The sequence below is a fragment of the Candidatus Saccharibacteria bacterium genome, from assembly GCA_016789455.1.
Taxonomy (GTDB): domain Bacteria; phylum Patescibacteriota; class Saccharimonadia; order Saccharimonadales; family Saccharimonadaceae; genus CAIJKY01.
The window spans coordinates 1,179,488-1,196,075 of record JAEUQU010000002.1 but is presented as its reverse complement, the minus strand read 5'-3'; the positions used below and the strand labels follow the sequence as shown (position 1 = coordinate 1,196,075).

Genomic DNA, 16,588 nt, shown 5'->3' with positions numbered 1-16,588 from the left:
CGCCCCAAGAGTAAGACGGACCTCCTGTCGCTATCTTCACCAAGCGTCAGGAGGGTTCCCCAGCGCAGTTCAAGCTTTGGACTTCGATGGAGAACCCTTGCGCACACCCGCGTCCCTATACAGCGAATGCTCCGATATCTTCCCCACCACCTCATGCGCCCCCGTCATGACGATGTATGACGTCGGGTCGACCGCCCGGATGGCCGCCTTCACCTTCTGCTCCTCCAGCCGCGTGATGACGACGAGCATGATACCGTGCGGCTCGCGAGCCTTGGCATCGGCCTCACGGATATAGGTCACCGGCTCCCGGATCAACTCGTTGATGACCTTGCCGATGGGACGCACGTGCATACTGACCACCCAGACACAACGTGATTCATCAAGCCCCTCAACCGTCACATTGATGGCCTTGTGCGCCACGAAATACGCAACCAGTGAGTACATGGCCTGCTCCCAGCCAAAGACAAAGCCGGCGATGAGGATGATGACGCCGTTAATGGCCATGATGGCCTCGCTGACAGAAAAGATCGTTTCACGGTCGATAAGCACGGCGATCGTATCGGCGCCGTCGATGATGCCGCCATACCGCACGACGATACCGACACCGATGCCGACGATCATGCCGCCAAAGACCGCCGCCAGGATCGGCACGTCGGTGAAACCATGCTCCACATGCACAAAGGTCAATAATGCCAGCGTCGTGATGCCAAGGATCGAATAGCAGGCAAAGGCCCGCCCAAACTTCTTGTAGCCCAGAAAGACGAACGGCGCATTGAGCAGCACCAGAAACAGGCCTAATGGCAGCCCCGACAGTTTGGCCGACAGGATAGACAGGCCCGTCACGCCACCGTCAAGCATATGGTTAGGCAGCAGGAAGAATTGCAGCCCGGCCGCCGTCACAGCCGCGCCGAAGATGACGACTGCGATGCGCTGGATGATGTTGGCCCGGATATATCTCATTCGCTGCGCTGCGTCAGTTTGCGGGCGCCGGCAAGAGTCGTAGCGATGTCTTGGGCGGATAGGTTTTTATATTCCCGGAAGCGGACCAGGGGGAGGTCGGCTTCTTCGAAGATGCGTTCTACTTCTTTATCGCGCTTCACCCGGTCGGGACGGTCGTGTGAAGGATCGTCGAGTTCGATGGCGTAGACGGGGCGGAGGGTCCGCTTGTCGCAGAGGACGTAGTCGACGGATTTGCCGTTGATGTGCCACAGGGCATACTTCCACTCCTGCCCTTTCACCCGATGGTCGAGCAGGGATGATAAGTGCATCTGCGGAAAAATGAAGTATCTGTTTTGCACTACCGCCTGGAGCCTCCAAAAGAACTCAGCTTCGCTGGGTGACATGACCGATGGTTTGGGCACATATGCATAGGCATCATTTTTGAAAACTTTACGGCGGGCACTCTCATGCCCATGGGTGATTCGTGCCAGGATGACGACGGCGACAATAAGCACGCCGATGATGATAAACAGTTCCATCTTCCTATCCTATCAGAGCGTTGCCCGGGAAGACGTATATGTCTTCCCGGCCCGTTTCGCCGCGGCAGCTGCCGCATCCCTCATGGCCACCAGCCCGTGAGCGGCCCGGCGACACCCCGTAGCGCCAGCATGTTCCACGCAGCTGCTATGAGGTTGAACACCAGCAGCAACAACCCGAGCGCCGTCAGGAACAGCGCAATCAGCGTCCGCAGGCAGCAGGAGTCGGGCAGGATCTTTCCCAGCACGATGAAGCAGATGCAGCCCATCAGGAAGGCCAGTGTGATGATGGCTGCGAACGACTCAGTCAAGGACGTGGCTGACGCCAGGATGGCGAGCAGGACGATACCGCCGACGATCATGGTCGGGCTCCTTTGCGGTGGAGGGTGGGAGGTGCGAAACGGTTGTATTATGAAACTGGTTATGGGGAGAGGTCAATACCAATCAATCACTAACCTTATGACATTATAGTGAAGACTCTAGCTTCAACTCAGCCTTTATAATCATCCAATTCCTCGTAGTAGTACGATTGATCAATGCCCTTCATAAATACTTCACGGTCATCAATCTTGTCAGTCAACGCCATCCTCAACAACTCTCGCAGTTCCAGACTATTGACATGGCTGCGTATCATAGCCTCAAAATAGTCATTCTTATCAATGGAAGCCCAATTGATGCATGTGCCTAAGCGCTTCTTTAAGATGAGGTCCAGCCAGATACGTGCGCTACGGCCATTGCCCTCCATGAACGGATGAGCAATGTTCATTTCGGCATATTTTTCAATGATCTCCTCAAAGGTAGTCTCGGGCATCTCCTCAATACGGCGCAAAGCATCTTTTAGATACAATGAGTTGGCGAATCGGAAACCGTCTTTGCTGATGTTCTTTGTACGGATCTCTCCTGCAAAGTCATATAAGTCACCGAAAAGATACTGATGAATCTGCTGCAAGCCTTTCGTCGTGCCAATTTCAAAGGACGACAGCTCAGGGCTGCCAAAAAGCGCCTTAGCTCGTTTCTTGCTTTGTTCATCAATGGTTTGCATAGCTATAGTATAGCAAAATACAGTCTGCTTCCGTAATCACGACCCCTGTTATTTCTGCGGCGCTGATTGAACCGCTAGCGTACATACCTTATACTTTGCCTATGAAGACGAACCAAAGCGGTTTTACAATCGTAGAGCTGCTCATCGTAATAGTCGTTGTCGGCATACTGACACTCATCGCGGTTACTTCGTTTGGAACCGCACAGTGGCGGGCGAGCAACGCGTCTATCATTGAAGAAGGGGTGGCCTGGAGCAAAACCATCAAGGCGTATCATGCCGCTTACGGCAGCTTCCCCAATGTCACACAGAACTATTATTGCCTGGGTACCGGTTTCCCCGTCGGCTTTGGCGGCGTTCCCCGGTGCAGGGACTACAAAGAAAGCGTGTCGGGCATACCGGAATCAGACAATGCCTTCCTGATGACGGAGCTGGCAAAAGCCGGCAAAGTCTCGCAAGGACCCAAGACTGCCGTCGGCGATTACGTCGGGCCATTCATCTATTACTTCGGTAACCAAACGCTCGATCTTATCATCGTCCTAAAAGGAACGAGCATCGCCGAGTGCCCGAAAGGCTGGGACGTCTGGTGGACCGACAGCACCTCGGTGGTATTCTGCAGGCAATATATCGCCTTCTAGCGTCAAGAGGATTTGTACGCTATCTCGTGGTAGCTTTGCTTATGCGAGCCAAAGAACAGCTTGATGTATAGGCGCATGATGCTGACGCCCATGATCAGATAGACGAAGCAGAAGAGCGCTATCTGCAAGACGTGATCGGCAGGAATGTAACTCAGCAGAATCTCCTGCCCTAAGAATGAAGGGCTTATGGGAAACGCCATAAACAATAAACATACGACGAAGAATATGTGCCCAAGCTTTTTAAACTGATATATTTCCCCGTTGAACTCTCCCAGCCTTAGCGACTGGCTGCTCTTTGCCACCATATAGCGCAGACAGGCAAGCCCGGCCAGATACGCCGCCACCAGCCCGGCTCCGTACATGACCAGATACTGCCAGCCGCCGGCGGAGGCGACGCCCAAAAAGAGCGCCCCGTATAGGTGCCCGATCATGATGAGGTTCCAGCAGCTACTGGCAGAACCTTTGGTGGCATACGCCCGGATATAGAAGATGATGCTTATCAGAGCTGCGCAACTCGAAACTACCAGCGTGATGGTTGCAGATGGCGCCATGGGTGCGGCGATGTACGCCACCACACCAAAGAGAGCGACGGCCATCATCTGCAGAAGATTGTTGTCCAGGAACTTCACCGCACGCCCGATGGTCTTGAGCGGCTTCCAGAAGTAATGGGTCACCGCGCTGTTCATATCCCATTCCTTGATGCCCAAGACGTAAAGAGTAACCCGAAGCCTGCCCGGCAGACCGCCGGTGATCCTATGCGCCGGGGGCACGAAATTGTAAAACTGATCGTGCACGAGATAACTGACAGCCGACGGTGAGATGAGCAGCTGGTAGGTTCTGAGCGATGCGTTGCAGGCAAAATGAATGAGCGCCAGCCAAGGCAGTCCAAGTGCCACCTCGATGAACATGATGCCGATCTGCGTGATGGAGGCGTACGCTATCTGCGTCTTGACCGATGACTGTACGCGGGCAATTGACGTGGCTACGACGGCCGTCACCAGGCCGACGACACCAATTGCAATCCGTACCCAGAGACTGTCCTCCCAAAGCGGATAGGTGCGCAGCAGCAGGAACAAGCCCATATGGACGGATAATGCGCCGTAAAAGATAGCGCTGGAAGTAGTCGGACCTTCCATGGCGCGCGGCAACCAGTACGAGAACGGGAACTGCGCCGATTTGATAAGGGCCACTACGAGTAAGAAAAAACCGAGCAGCGCCAGCTCATCACCGTTTTGCGCGACTATATTAGAAAAGTCTGAAAAATCCACGCTCCCGCTGAAGATGTGGTGGGCATACCAGATCGCAACCAGCAAAAAGGCGTCGGCGATGCGGTACACCGAAAAGACCTTCAACGCGTTTCTCGCGGGCAAGAAACGGTCCCGGTAGAATGCGATGAGCAGCACCGAGCTGATGCCGATGAATTCCCAGCCAAGCAACAGGACTTCAAAATTACCGGCAAGAATAATCAACGACAAGCCCTCAAAGAACAGCAGCACCGTATAAAAGAACCGTTTGAAGCCCGGCTCACGGTGCATATAGAATCGGCTGAAGGCAAAGACAAGGCTGGTCATGATTGCGGCCACGCCCATGAATACCGCGCCGATCCAATCGAAATAGAAGTTGAGCGAGAAATTATAATGAGCGCTGCTGAACAGCGAGCCAAAGCTGTGCGTCACCGGAAACGCGCCTGCAGCGAGCCACTGGTGCGCAAGCAGAAAGAACACCGCGATTTCCAGAATCATTGCCGCAAACGCTATATAAAAGATGGGGCGCTCCCAGGTCTTGGGCATCACAAAGACACCGGCCAGGCTGGCGAGCGGAATCAGGACGAGGGCGGCAAGCAGTTCTGACATGGTGTTACTTCCGCCTCATTATGTGTACTGGCAGGTTTTCCCGGGTGGCATCGAGGATGTGGTTCGTCTTCATCTTGGGCGTGGTCTCAAAAAGTTTTGATACATCATCGGCTGTGGGCAGCGTCTTGGTGAGCGGCGTATATGGCACGAATCCACCGGCTTCAAATACGAAGAGGCGTTTCTTTTTTGGATCGAGTGCGACCAGGTGGATCCATTCATTGGCGAACCATTCGTACAGGCTGGGATTTGATTGGATTACCTTTTTGATCACCTCCGGATCATGCTCGACTATCATCATCAGCCGCACGGGGTCGTGCACCTCGACCATCTGCAGGGGCAGGCCCGGGCGCAGGTCGCCGTCGGTGCTGTTGGCCACGCCGACGAGCCCCATGACGTTATGCGGCAGCTTGGTGCCCGCACCCAGCTTATAGTTGTCCATGCGTGAAAAGAAGTATTCAAGATTGATACCGCCACACACCACGCCAAGCGGCGCAAGCACATTGCCCAGCAGTGCACCTTCTGGATCGGTGGTGTAATCGTAGGAATTCAAGAAGGCACGCCGGTCAAGGAACAGCGACTTGGTCATGCTCCGCCTGCCCACCACGCACAGCGCGTTAGTACCATGCCCCAGCTCGGGCCGCGGCTCGTAATAAGAAACCGAGCGCTTCTTGATGTCTTTTCTGATGCTTCCCAGCTGCTGCCTGGTGTCTATCGACTTGAACCGGCGCGATCGCTCTTTGGCGTTCAGGTCCAAGGCGTCCTCAAAGAGCTGTTTGTGCTTATTGTGGAGCCGGCTATGCTCCGGCGTCAGGGCGTCTTCGTCGTAGAATGCAATCTCATCCGACGCCGTATCGTGCATCCCACCGACAAACTGCGTACCGACAGGAATGGCCAGGCCACGCTCAGCAAGCAAAGTCCTGACCGGCGCAAGGTTTGCCATGAAGGACACCACCCGGGCATTGACGAGGCCCGGACGCCCGCTGCAAGCGCCGCAGTCGTGCGCTCCATGATGGGGATTGTTCGCGCTGCTCGAACCATGGCCGATGACATAGACGAGCGGTGCGAAGTTGCCGATCAGGCCGATGTTTCGCAGGAACCGCTCGACACGGTCGGCCATCTCAGGCACCGTAAACCCGACCTGCAGTCCATCTTCCGTCTTCTGCCCGTCCTCGTGGACGATTGTCAGTTTGGCCGCAGGGTCCATATGGGCGAAGGCGTTGGCGATCGCCGGACTTTCGCTCGGCTGTATCAGGTTGCCGGCAAGCCTGCCAAGGGCTGGCATGCCCAGCAGATACGAGTAGAAGAAGCCCCGGGCCAGCGTGTGCGACCGCTTGGTATACATGATTTCCTGCGAGTGCTTACGACCATCTCCGTCGGCGATTTCTTTGATCAGATAGTGAGGGGTGACCGGTGCGGGACAAAGCTTGTCATTGAACTTGGCGTGGGCCGGGCGAAAGTAGAATTCGACGCCAAAGAAGCCTGGCGCGCCGAATGTTTCGCAGCGGCTGTCCAGTTGCTCTATGTGGGTGCGCAGTGAATATTCCCGTTCATCAATGCAAAAGATAGCTTGGAAGCTTTTGGGGGCTTTTGCTGCATCCGCGGCCGCTTTTGCAGCCTTGCCGTCGTGCTGTGTCAGGAGCAGTCCGGAGAGTACCGTATCATAATAGCTCCATTCAAACGCGTCGTGCCAGATGTGGAGCACCTCTTGCAGCTCGCTTGTGGGCTGGTCGGCAAACATGTCGATGGGCGGTTGGGTGATGCCGTTGCCAAGCGGCTTCCAGTCTGTGCCGAGCCGGCTGGTCAGTGCGTCGATTTCGAGCAGAAGCTCCAGGATGATCATATCCTGCAGTGAAATCTTCTTTTGGTACAGCAGAGATTCCGGCTTGCTTTCCAGGCTGGCTACCATACCTGCCCATCCCCGATGACCAAACTGCTGGTCAAGGATGTACTGCTCAAAATACGCTTCTTTGCCGACGACTATTTTGAGGAGGTCAGTCATCGTGCAGCTGTCGTTCATCAGCAGATCACGGGCCCGCTGCGTCTCAAAGAAGCTGGCTGCGCTGTAACGCTCCAGCTGACGCAGTGCATACAACAACCCCTTGTCTTCGAATGGAAAGGACGTGACAGCAACGCCCTGGTCGATATAACTGCAAAGAATCCGGAACAGAATCGGCTGTACCGCATTGTCCAGATCGATTGGATATAACCGCTTCCATTCTTCCCTTAATCTTCCGACGCGGGGTTCTGCATGTGAGTCGTATTCCTTGTGTAGAACATTGGCCTGCCACTCTTTCAGGCCGGCAGCACCTTTTCTCGCTTTGATTGACCGGTCCAGAATTTCAGGAGTGATCCGCTTGATCTTATATAGTTCTCGGTACTCGTCGAGCGAAAAGGTAGTTTGGAAGCCAAAAATTACCGATGCCTTAAAGATGGCGTCATAAAAGTTCATGTCCTGAAAGGCATGGAGCGTGTTGTGGTGGACGAAATCCTTAAGCGGGCCCTGTGTGGGTAAATAGTGCTTCAGCTCCTGCAGAAGCTGTTGTTCGTCGAAGTGATGATTATTCTTTTGAGACATATATAAAATGGGCTTAAAAGCCAAATGTGCCGTGTCGAGAAGAGCTCCAAGCCCTGGTCTGTGCGATAACTACATTAGTATAGGAGCAAAATCGCGATGTCGCAATGATACGATGCACACAAACAAAATAAGTGCCGCTGGTGCGGTACTGCAACAGTATCGTCTAATATCCCAGGTCAATGTTGCTTGTTTCGATTTCAGACAGACCTATGCTACGCAAATACTCGAAAGTTTCGTCATAAAAATCAGACTGACGCGAAGTGTCCGGTGGATAGTTGCCATGGGGTACAAATATTACCATACCTTGCCTGGCTCTGGTCAGCAGCACCCTATACGCATTCTTCAGATACTCTCGGTTGATCGGTTTGTTGACGTTTTGCCACTTTTTCCCGCGAAAATCATGGTAAGACCACTCGCCTTGCTGCAGCCGCAGATCGGCGTCCCAGCCAACCAGTGCCCAGTCGAGCTCAAGACCCTGTACTTGGAATTCGGTAGCAACCGCCTCTAGGAAGTAGGACGACCTGACGTCTTCTTCGGAATCCAGAAAATAGTGAATCGGCTTGGCATCTGACGCCACATCAATGGCAAATGGCTTAAGGCGCATGGCTTTTGATGAAGCAACCATGCCATAGCGCTCAGTACCTCTTGCCCGAGAACGCACCCACGACTTTGCTGCGGCCAGGTCACGCGTGACATAGATTGGGTATTTGCTAGACAGCTCAGCTTGCAAACCACGAGCGGCCGCTTTGTCTAAATCCAGCAAAGACTTTACAAAGTTCGACACCTTCTCCGCCCTGAACGAGCGCATGGAAACCGCCAGGTGGAGCTCGGTGGTTTTTGCAACCATGGGTGAACCGTCCAGCCACTCGTCAACAGACTCCGGCAGCGCATATTCCGAATCCTGCAGCCTGTCGGATATGGCCACATGCCAATCCGGGTAACTGCGTTTGACCGACTCAATCCATTCCGCGATACCGGCCTCGCCCTTATTAATTTCTTGTCCGCCGCCCACCAGGCAGACAATCACAGCCCAGTCCCTATGCCTGTCCATATACGAAATAAGATATTCAGACTCGGACCACTCAAACCCTGCGTGGCCTTTCTTGCGTTTCATAAAATCTACAGTGCTAGGCTTGTCCCACGCGCGTTGGGCTTCGTCAAATATCACCACATGTTCAGACGGCGGATTGTTATCGATGAGCGCCTGGTCCCGAAAATGGTGTATGTTCTGGATGAAGGCTTTGGTTCTGATTTTTGCGTCTGATTTGGTGACCCGGCGCCCCGACTCCCCGCCTCGCGACACTTCATCACGAGCCAGGGCTTCTTGCAAAACTTCTACCAGCGGACCGTTGCCTGACAAAAATACCGCATGGTCCAGCTTGTCCTCGCTGCGCTTCTGGTTGGCAATGTTCAGCCCGACGAGCGTCTTGCCCGCTCCCGGTACGCCAGTAACAAAAATGATAGTCTTTTTACTGTTGTTCATTGAGTCGGCAATGATGTCACTTACCATGCCAGACGTGACTTCGATGTTGCGGGAGCCGCCCTCACTACGCGTAATGTCGCGCACGCGCTGGTTGCCATACAGCGCCCGGGCCGCTTCGATAATCGTTGGCGTTGGTTGATACGGTGCACGCTCCCATTCGTCGGCATCTATAAAGCCATGCAGGTTGAGAGAATGTACGAGTGTCCGCAGGCCGTTCAGATTGACGCATGCCGGTTCCGCGACGCCGTCATCAGAGTACTTCAGATTTATTGCGGTATCACTCGCATTAGTCGCAATCAAAATCGGTATAACGCGGGCATCGTGGCTGCCCTTATGAAAATTTTTGAGCTCCAGGGCGTAATCGTAGACCTGGTTTATATCGGCCTTGTTGAAATGGGTGGCCCCAACCTTAAACTCCAGCACCAGTACATATGGAAAATTCGGTCCTAGCAGTAGTGCGTCAATCCTATGTCCCATGCGCGGGATGTCAAACTCCATAAATACGGAACTTTGCAGGTTATCAGGTATCACACTCTTTAGTATAGTTATCTCGTCGCGCCAGGCATTGTTCTGTTCAAGCTCGACGGCAAAGCCAGAGGATGTACTGCCCATTGAAAGTTTACCCAAAATCGAATCAACGGATTCAGCTAAAAAATCGGAAACGGTATTTTTGTACCATGAACGCACATATCAATACTAGCAGAGCATGTAGTATTGTGCTTATCGAGGCAATAACTCGCTTTGCAGGAACCGCCCTCCTGCTCAGCCCCTGCTGTCGAAACGAAGAAAAAGGGACAAACCGTAAGAGGCTTGTCCATTTTTCTTGGCTCCCCATACAGGTCACGGAACAATTACATGGGTGGCGGGACACAAAACAGGACAAATGAGACACGAAACGCCATATTCTGAGAGTGTCTTGTTTAGAGCCGTTTTCCGAACATAACCCGCACTTATGTATTATGGATTCAATGGATGATCTATCCTGCCATCCCTTAAAGGGAGTCGCTTGATGACTTATGATCATTAACTAGCCCGTTCTGCTAGTTCATCATTATGCTCGGGATTACGCCCAGCATCAGCTAACATATCGCGCCGCTTTTCCGTCTGTATCCAATGAGGTATGTCTACAACTCCTGCATCCTCAAGCAACAGCCCTTCAATAACCTCTTTCGCCTCAACCGCTGCTTTCTTGTTTAAACCTTTTATATTTAGCTCGTGTGCTGTGTTTTTACCAATGATGCGTAAGCCTCCAAAAATAGGAGTATTTACATAGACCACGCGCCCTATGTCTTTTACGGGCATAGTCTCCACATACGACACCAGGAATTCATTACGAATCACTGAAATGGTCTTTTCCTGGATAACTAACTCGTCAGGAAAAATATCTGCTATCCAATGAGCCTTAACTCTGAACAGTTCACGGTTACGGTTCTTGGTTGAAGGCAAACTGCGAGATTCAACCCTGCCAGTCTGTATCTGTGCAGGGTACGGCATATTGCGGCCTGTTTGAGTAACTCCGTTTGCCATAACAACCTCCCATACTTACTTACCTTTTACTGCTTTCTTTTCCTTTGAAGATTTAGCTGGTCGCAGACTCACTCCCTCTTTGCTGTCGTAAGCAAACGTGACAGTTGAGCCTTCGCTAACCTTACCGCCTAGTATTTCAGTAGCCAGCTTGTTCTCCACATCAGTCTTAATGCGCCGTTTCAGCTCACGAGCGCCGTATTCAGGCTGGTAGCCAGCGTCTGCCAGGTAATCAACCAGTGATGCATCAAATGAAAGTTCAATACCCTGGCCGCGAGCGGTTCTTTTAACCCGCTCAAGTTGCAGTTCTACTATCAGCTTGATCTGTTCTTTCGTTAATGAGTGGAAAACAATTACCTCATCAATACGATTTATGAATTCTGGTCTGAAATGACCACGCAGCACATCCATCAAGTCGTCTTTTAACTTGTCGTAAGACTTTATGTTTTTGCCGTTTTTAAGGTTGTTCTGTATCAGGTCTGAGCCAAGGTTAGAAGTTGCAATAATCAGCGTATTAGTAAAGTCTACGACACGGCTTTTGCCGTCTGTCAGACGACCATCATCAAAGACCTGCAATAACACGTTGTAGACATCGGGGTGAGCTTTTTCAATCTCGTCCAACAATAACACGCTGTATGGGCGTCGCCGTACCCTTTCAGTTAATTGCCCGCCTTCGTCGTAACCTACATAACCGGGCGGAGAACCAATTAATCTAGCAACACTGTGGCGCTCCATATATTCGCTCATATCAATGCGTGTAACAGCATCTTCATCACCAAAGACCACCCAGGCTAGAGCCTTAGCCAATTCGGTCTTACCGACGCCAGATGGACCAAGGAACAGGAACGTCGCAATCGGCTTACTGCCTTCGCTTAAACCTGCGCGGTTAAGCCGTACAGCGTTAGAGACGGCAGTAATAGCTTCTTCTTGACCGATAACCCGCTCGTGTAGACGCTCCTCCATCTTTAGTAGCTTTTCTTTTTCTTCTTGAGTTAGCTCGCTGACGGGTATACCTGTAATGTTAGCTACAATTTGGGCGACGTGTTCAACCAGCACCTCTCGTGATGTGACACCTTTCTTTTGCCGCCATTCTTGAGTTAGCTTATCTTTCTCAGATGATTTACCTTTAATTTGCTGTTCAAGGTTTTTAGCTTCTTCAAACTGCTTATGAGTAGTAGCATACTCTTGCTCACGCTTTAGTTTGGCAATATCAGCTTCTTTCTCCTTAATATCTTGCGAGTAGGTGTCTGCGCCGATGCGGACACGGGAAGCTGCTTGGTCTATGAGGTCAATCGCCTTATCGGGCAGAAACCTGTTGCTTACATAGCGGTCAGATAACTCTGCAGCTGCTACAATCGCCTCATCGCTAATCTTTATCTTGTGGTGAGCCTCATACTTGTCACGTAAGCCTCGTAAAATCTCTATGGTCTGCTCAACCGTTGGTTCGGGCACAAAGACAGGCTGGAAACGCCGCTCCAGCGCTGCATCTTTCTCAATATATTTCTGGTACTCATTCAAGGTGGTAGCACCGATAAGATGCAGCTCACCCCGCGCCAGAGCAGGTTTTAAAACGTTGGAAACATCCAGGCCGCCTTCGCCGCCGCCCTGGCCAGCCCCTACAATGGTATGCAATTCGTCTACAAAGACAATCAGCTCGTCCTTATGTTCCACGATTTCATCAACTACGGCCTTGATGCGCTCCTCAAACTCGCCACGGTACTTACTACCAGCCACCATAGCATTCAGATTCACCTCAACTACTCGCTTGTCTTTTAGGACCTCAGGTACTTTGCCGTTATGGATACGTTGAGCCAAACCCTCAACTATGGCCGTTTTACCAACACCAGGTTCTCCAATCAGGACTGGATTGTTTTTGGTGCGACGAGCCAGTATCTCTATGGTAGTCTCAATTTCTTTGGCTCGGCCAATAACAGGGTCCAGCTTGCCACTCCTGGCCAATTCGCTAAGGTCTCGTGAATACTTATCCAGTTGCGGCGTGGTTGATTTAGACTCCACACGGCCTTCTTTAGCACCCTTACCAACGACCTTAACGGTCTTTTGTCGTAACGCCTGGGACGTCAAGCCGTATTTACGCAGCACATCGCCAGCCATTCCCTCGTCTTCTTCAGCCAGGGCAATCAATAAATGCTCGGGTCCTATATAACCGTGTCCTAATTCGCGGGCAGTCTGAAAGGCATTTTCTAATACTGACTTAATGCGCGGGCTAACCGTAACTTCCACCTGACCTTCATCGGGCTCTTTCTCTGAGCCTTTTGGTGCGTTAGCTTCAATGTAGCCTTTTAAGTCCTCTTTAGTCAGCTTAAACTGCTTTAGAACTTCAGCGGTTACAACACTGTCGGCCAAGGCATACAGCAAGTGTTCTGTATCTACTTCACGGCGGCCAAATTTTACGGTAGTCTCGGCAGCCTGTTGGATAATCTCCTTAGCGTGATCGCTCAAGAAATCTTCCAGGTTAGTGGCTTCTCTATCACGAGGCAACGGGTAGCCCATATCAGAGCTTAAGCCACCAAAGTCACTAGGGAGATTATCAAACATATTGAATAGGCTGTTACCGCCAAATAACGAATCAAAAGGAGAGGAAGCCCCCTGGCTTCGAACACGGGTATAATCCTGACTGCATAGCTCCACTACCTCTCGTCGGCCATTACGGGTAGTCGTAACGGTATGAGAGGCTGGTCGCTGGTTGCAGATATCACATATTCCATTTGCCATAGCTCCCCTCCTTTTAATCATTAATTTATGAGCGTTTCTGGTTAGTCTTGAGTCGCTTTGTGCTTAGTAAATTAGTCTGAGCTACAAGCTCAAGTAACAGGTACGTAACTAAAGCGTAAACCAACATAGCGAACAAAGCAGTAAACTCAATCACAAAGCCTCCTTCAAGGGCCGGTACCGGGAAAGCACCCTTAAATGGTGCGAGTAACGGTGCCGTGACGTTGTAAACCCAGTTTACAAACGATGCGGCGGCATTAGCACCAAACAGCTTAAGGATTACTCTTAGTCCAAGCAACCCTTCAATGAGGCCAAACAAGAAGTTGATAAAGCCGGAAATAGCTATAGTCATTCTCATCATTTACCTCCTTTGACCCCACCTCAATAAGTTACATAGTCTCGGCACCAGCACTATGGCCAGTGCCGAGTTGCTAGAAACCTACTTAGTTTCCGACTTAGTATTAGTAAGCGAAGCCAGCCTAGCCTTGCCCTTATTTTTGGACGCAGCAATTTCAATCCGCTTAGCTTCTGGACGTATCACAGGCACTGTTACTTTAAGTAAGCCTTTGTCCAATTCTGCTGTTATGTTGTCAGCGTCGGCACCTTCAGGTAAGACTACCCGACGGGCAAAGCTGGCATTGCGTTCACGAACCATATAGCTTTTCTTACCATCTTTCTGCTCGTCCTTTTCAGCTTTCTCACCACGGACTTCCAAGACACCATTGCGGACATTTAACTCAATGTCCTCTGGGTCAAAACCTGGAGCTTGCATCTCTACAACCATATGTTTATCGTCTTGGCTATAAATGTCTACCGAGGGCAAGCTAAATGAACTGCTGGTCATTCCCACCGAACGCCAGAAGTTGTCTACTAGCTTGTCAATTTCTTCAAAGGTAGATAAGCCAAGTGCGTCGGTTGGACGACGAATTAAATCAAACATAGCTCGTCTCCTTTCCCGCTAAACCTGCTGGCTCGGTTAAAGGAGTGTTGCTCCGAGGGTATATTGGTTTTAATGCAACTCCCAACTCCAATACCCTGAGACAGCGGAGTAGCGACTGACATTAAATTGTTAATTGCGATGTGGTGGTTTTCCCACCAACTTCATTATAGAAAAATTAGCACTCTCGTGTCAAGAGTGCTAATTCAATCTGTTCTGCGGATCTTGCGCCCGCGACTGTCTTTCTGAACTTTCGGAATGTGTTTGCCGTCACCAAACTTAAAATCGTAGTTTCGAACAAATTTAGGCACGGAATTATCATTATCGCGCATGGGTATGAACACGCGCAGCAGCGGGTGCATTTCTCCACTTAGTACGGGCAGGCTGGTCGGCTTGACCTGTCCGCTTTTGAGGGTAATTTCAGCCGGTACACTGCCGAGCGTAAGCTTATCGAAATATACCTGTACGGATTCGCGCATATCCAGCTCCGGTTTAATACCTGGATCCTGCGTTTGTACTGGATTTGCTGGCGTGTCCGGAAACTTGCCGGATTTCATACGCTGCTCGACGAGCTTGCGAACCTCCTCTTCGCTTTCATACGCTCTTAGACTTCCTGTCAAAAATCCTAGCCTGTAACTTACGCCTGCGCTCATTACTCGCCAGTTGGTATCGATAAGTGCTTTATCGATTGCCTTATGAAGCGTCTTCCTGCTTTGATATTCTTCGCGGTCGTCCTTTGTGTCCAAGCAGCTGAATTCCAGTGATACTTCACGACCAATCTGAGGGTCGCCGAGTTTGAAGTCACTGTAGCCGTTTTTTGCGAAGATTGGCTCGAGCAGCTCCTTCAGCTGGGCAATCTTGAGCTTTTTAACCTGCTTTATGGCATCGAATATGTCGACATGCTCGGCTTTATCTTCGGCTTTGGCATGCAGTTTGGCTCTGCGGACCAAGTGCTTTAGTTTCTGCTCGTATTTGAACATCATGTCTTTATCAAAGACGAAGCGTTTACGGTCAAGTTCCAGGTATGGATCAATGGGTTCCGGCTCTGATCCGGAATCGCTAAGGTCGATAGTTTCGGTTTTAACATGCCTGCACTTTGTGCAGGTCTCCGTCCAAGTAATTACTTCGCCCTTTTTGGTGTGCTTTGAGACGGTTTCGCCGCCGCATTTTTCACACTCATGCTTTGCGCCTTCCCATTGGGTGCCGTCCTGCCACAAAGCCAGTCGTTTATTACAGTTATCGCACTCGAACATGATGAGGATATCGTCTTTCTTACCCTCACGGTGCATATAATCCTTGCTGATAACGCGCATGTCCTTGCCGCAGGAGCGGCAATATGTCCCGCCCGATACATGAGCATTGGCAAGACGCTTATCTTTCTTTTCATCTTCAGCCGTCCACTTGGCAATCGTTGCTTCACGATTTTCGGCACGTGCAGCGGCGGTGGATTCAACAAACCAGAAGTAGTACGTGCTGTAGTGCAGATACCAGCCGGGCAGTTTATCAGTCAGTTCTTTTTTGGTGAGCTTCTTTTCCATCATCTGGAAAGTTTTGTTGACGATTCGCTCACCGGAGCGGCATTTTTCTACAGTCGCATCATCGTAGCGGTCTTCATAATATTGGCGATCTTTGAGATATGTGTACACATCTCTATTTTACCGCTTAAATACTGCTAGAGATTAACCGTCCTTGGTATGGCTCCGTCGGCAGGGCCGATTAAGCCCTCAGTTTCGAGTTTTTCCAGTATCTCCACTGATTTTGCATAGCTTATTTTCAAATCCCTTTGCAGCAATCCGGCAGATGCCAGCTGCTTAAAGCCGATTAGTTCTTTTGCCCGGCGGTAGGTTTCGTCAAAAGTACATTTTGATTCGTCGTGACCGCAATTTTTACAGATATTACTCATAATTGAACTACTCCTTCATAAAACTAAGTATATTTTGCAGCGTCCGGTCGCGATCCTTTTCAAGTTCACACTCCCAGACTGTTAAAACTTTCCAGCCGTCGGCCTCAAGCTGCTGGCGGTTCCTTTGATCTCTCTCTACGTTGCCGCTGATTTTACTTTGCCAGAAGTCAGTATTGGACTTTGGAGTAACTGCATATTTACAGTTGTTATGGCCATGCCAGAAGCAGCCATTAATAAACAGAACTGAGTTATTCTTCCGTATTACAACATCCGGTTTGCCTGGAAGTTTTGCATGAAGCCGGTACCTGATGCCATGAGCATACAAATACTTACGAACCAGCATTTCAGGTGCGGTATCCTTACCGCGTATGCGTGACATGTTCCAGCTACGGTGCTCTTTGGTAATTCGGTCCATACTTATATTCTAATAT

15 protein-coding genes are annotated in these 16,588 nt (G+C 50.9%); 1 reads left to right on the top strand and 14 read right to left on the bottom strand.

Annotated features, from left to right (window positions below):
- Positions 1 to 69: 69 nt before the first annotated feature.
- The 4 genes from JNJ66_07350 to JNJ66_07335 all read right to left on the bottom strand — a co-directional run bounded on the left by JNJ66_07350 (position 70) and on the right by JNJ66_07335 (position 2,517).
- The gene (locus JNJ66_07350; GenBank protein ID MBL8160240.1) at positions 70 to 960 is read right to left on the bottom strand and encodes a YitT family protein; all 891 of its coding nucleotides are present in this window, start codon (positions 958 to 960) and stop codon (positions 70 to 72) included.
- Positions 957 to 1,478, bottom strand: coding sequence for a DUF2726 domain-containing protein (locus JNJ66_07345; GenBank protein ID MBL8160239.1), 522 nt, complete (start codon positions 1,476 to 1,478; stop codon positions 957 to 959). The genes JNJ66_07350 and JNJ66_07345 overlap by 4 nt, the downstream gene beginning before the upstream one ends.
- A gap of 80 nt (positions 1,479 to 1,558) precedes the next feature.
- A complete protein-coding gene (locus JNJ66_07340) occupies positions 1,559 to 1,837 on the bottom strand; it encodes a hypothetical protein (protein ID MBL8160238.1) in 279 nt (92 codons plus the stop codon).
- A gap of 128 nt (positions 1,838 to 1,965) precedes the next feature.
- Complete coding sequence (locus JNJ66_07335; protein MBL8160237.1) at positions 1,966 to 2,517, bottom strand: Fic family protein; 552 nt, start codon at positions 2,515 to 2,517, stop codon at positions 1,966 to 1,968.
- 101 nt (positions 2,518 to 2,618) lie between these two features.
- Between JNJ66_07335 and JNJ66_07330 the strand changes: the two genes are divergently transcribed.
- Positions 2,619 to 3,152, top strand: coding sequence for a prepilin-type N-terminal cleavage/methylation domain-containing protein (locus tag JNJ66_07330; protein MBL8160236.1), 534 nt, complete (start codon positions 2,619 to 2,621; stop codon positions 3,150 to 3,152).
- Between the two features lie 2 nt (positions 3,153 to 3,154).
- On the opposite strand, the gene JNJ66_07325 is transcribed toward JNJ66_07330, so the two are convergent.
- From JNJ66_07325 to vsr, 10 genes are all read right to left on the bottom strand, one after another.
- The gene (locus JNJ66_07325) at positions 3,155 to 5,005 is read right to left on the bottom strand and encodes a hypothetical protein (GenBank protein ID MBL8160235.1); all 1,851 of its coding nucleotides are present in this window, start codon (positions 5,003 to 5,005) and stop codon (positions 3,155 to 3,157) included.
- 4 nt (positions 5,006 to 5,009) lie between these two features.
- Complete coding sequence (locus JNJ66_07320) at positions 5,010 to 7,580, bottom strand: DUF2309 domain-containing protein (protein ID MBL8160234.1); 2,571 nt, start codon at positions 7,578 to 7,580, stop codon at positions 5,010 to 5,012.
- Positions 7,581 to 7,743: 163 nt separating this feature from the next.
- Positions 7,744 to 9,675: a DUF2075 domain-containing protein gene (locus JNJ66_07315; protein MBL8160233.1), complete on the bottom strand. Its 1,932-nt coding sequence runs from the start codon at positions 9,673 to 9,675 to the stop codon at positions 7,744 to 7,746.
- A 411-nt stretch (positions 9,676 to 10,086) separates the two neighbouring features.
- A complete protein-coding gene (locus tag JNJ66_07310) occupies positions 10,087 to 10,590 on the bottom strand; it encodes a hypothetical protein (GenBank protein ID MBL8160232.1) in 504 nt (167 codons plus the stop codon).
- 15 nt (positions 10,591 to 10,605) lie between these two features.
- A complete protein-coding gene (locus JNJ66_07305) occupies positions 10,606 to 13,320 on the bottom strand; it encodes an ATP-dependent Clp protease ATP-binding subunit (GenBank protein MBL8160231.1) in 2,715 nt (904 codons plus the stop codon).
- A 25-nt stretch (positions 13,321 to 13,345) separates the two neighbouring features.
- Positions 13,346 to 13,678, bottom strand: coding sequence for a YggT family protein (locus JNJ66_07300; GenBank protein MBL8160230.1), 333 nt, complete (start codon positions 13,676 to 13,678; stop codon positions 13,346 to 13,348).
- A gap of 78 nt (positions 13,679 to 13,756) precedes the next feature.
- Entirely contained in the window at positions 13,757 to 14,257 is a 501-nt protein-coding gene (locus JNJ66_07295) for an Hsp20/alpha crystallin family protein (GenBank protein MBL8160229.1), read from the bottom strand.
- Positions 14,258 to 14,460: 203 nt separating this feature from the next.
- Complete coding sequence (locus JNJ66_07290; protein MBL8160228.1) at positions 14,461 to 15,900, bottom strand: hypothetical protein; 1,440 nt, start codon at positions 15,898 to 15,900, stop codon at positions 14,461 to 14,463.
- Positions 15,901 to 15,926: 26 nt separating this feature from the next.
- Positions 15,927 to 16,157 carry a hypothetical protein gene (locus tag JNJ66_07285; GenBank protein MBL8160227.1) on the bottom strand — a complete coding sequence of 77 codons (231 nt, stop codon included), beginning with the start codon at positions 16,155 to 16,157 and terminating at the stop codon, positions 15,927 to 15,929.
- 7 nt (positions 16,158 to 16,164) lie between these two features.
- Positions 16,165 to 16,572, bottom strand: a complete 408-nt coding sequence (vsr, locus tag JNJ66_07280) for a DNA mismatch endonuclease Vsr (protein ID MBL8160226.1) — start codon at positions 16,570 to 16,572, stop codon at positions 16,165 to 16,167.
- Between the last annotated feature and the right edge of the window lie 16 nt (positions 16,573 to 16,588).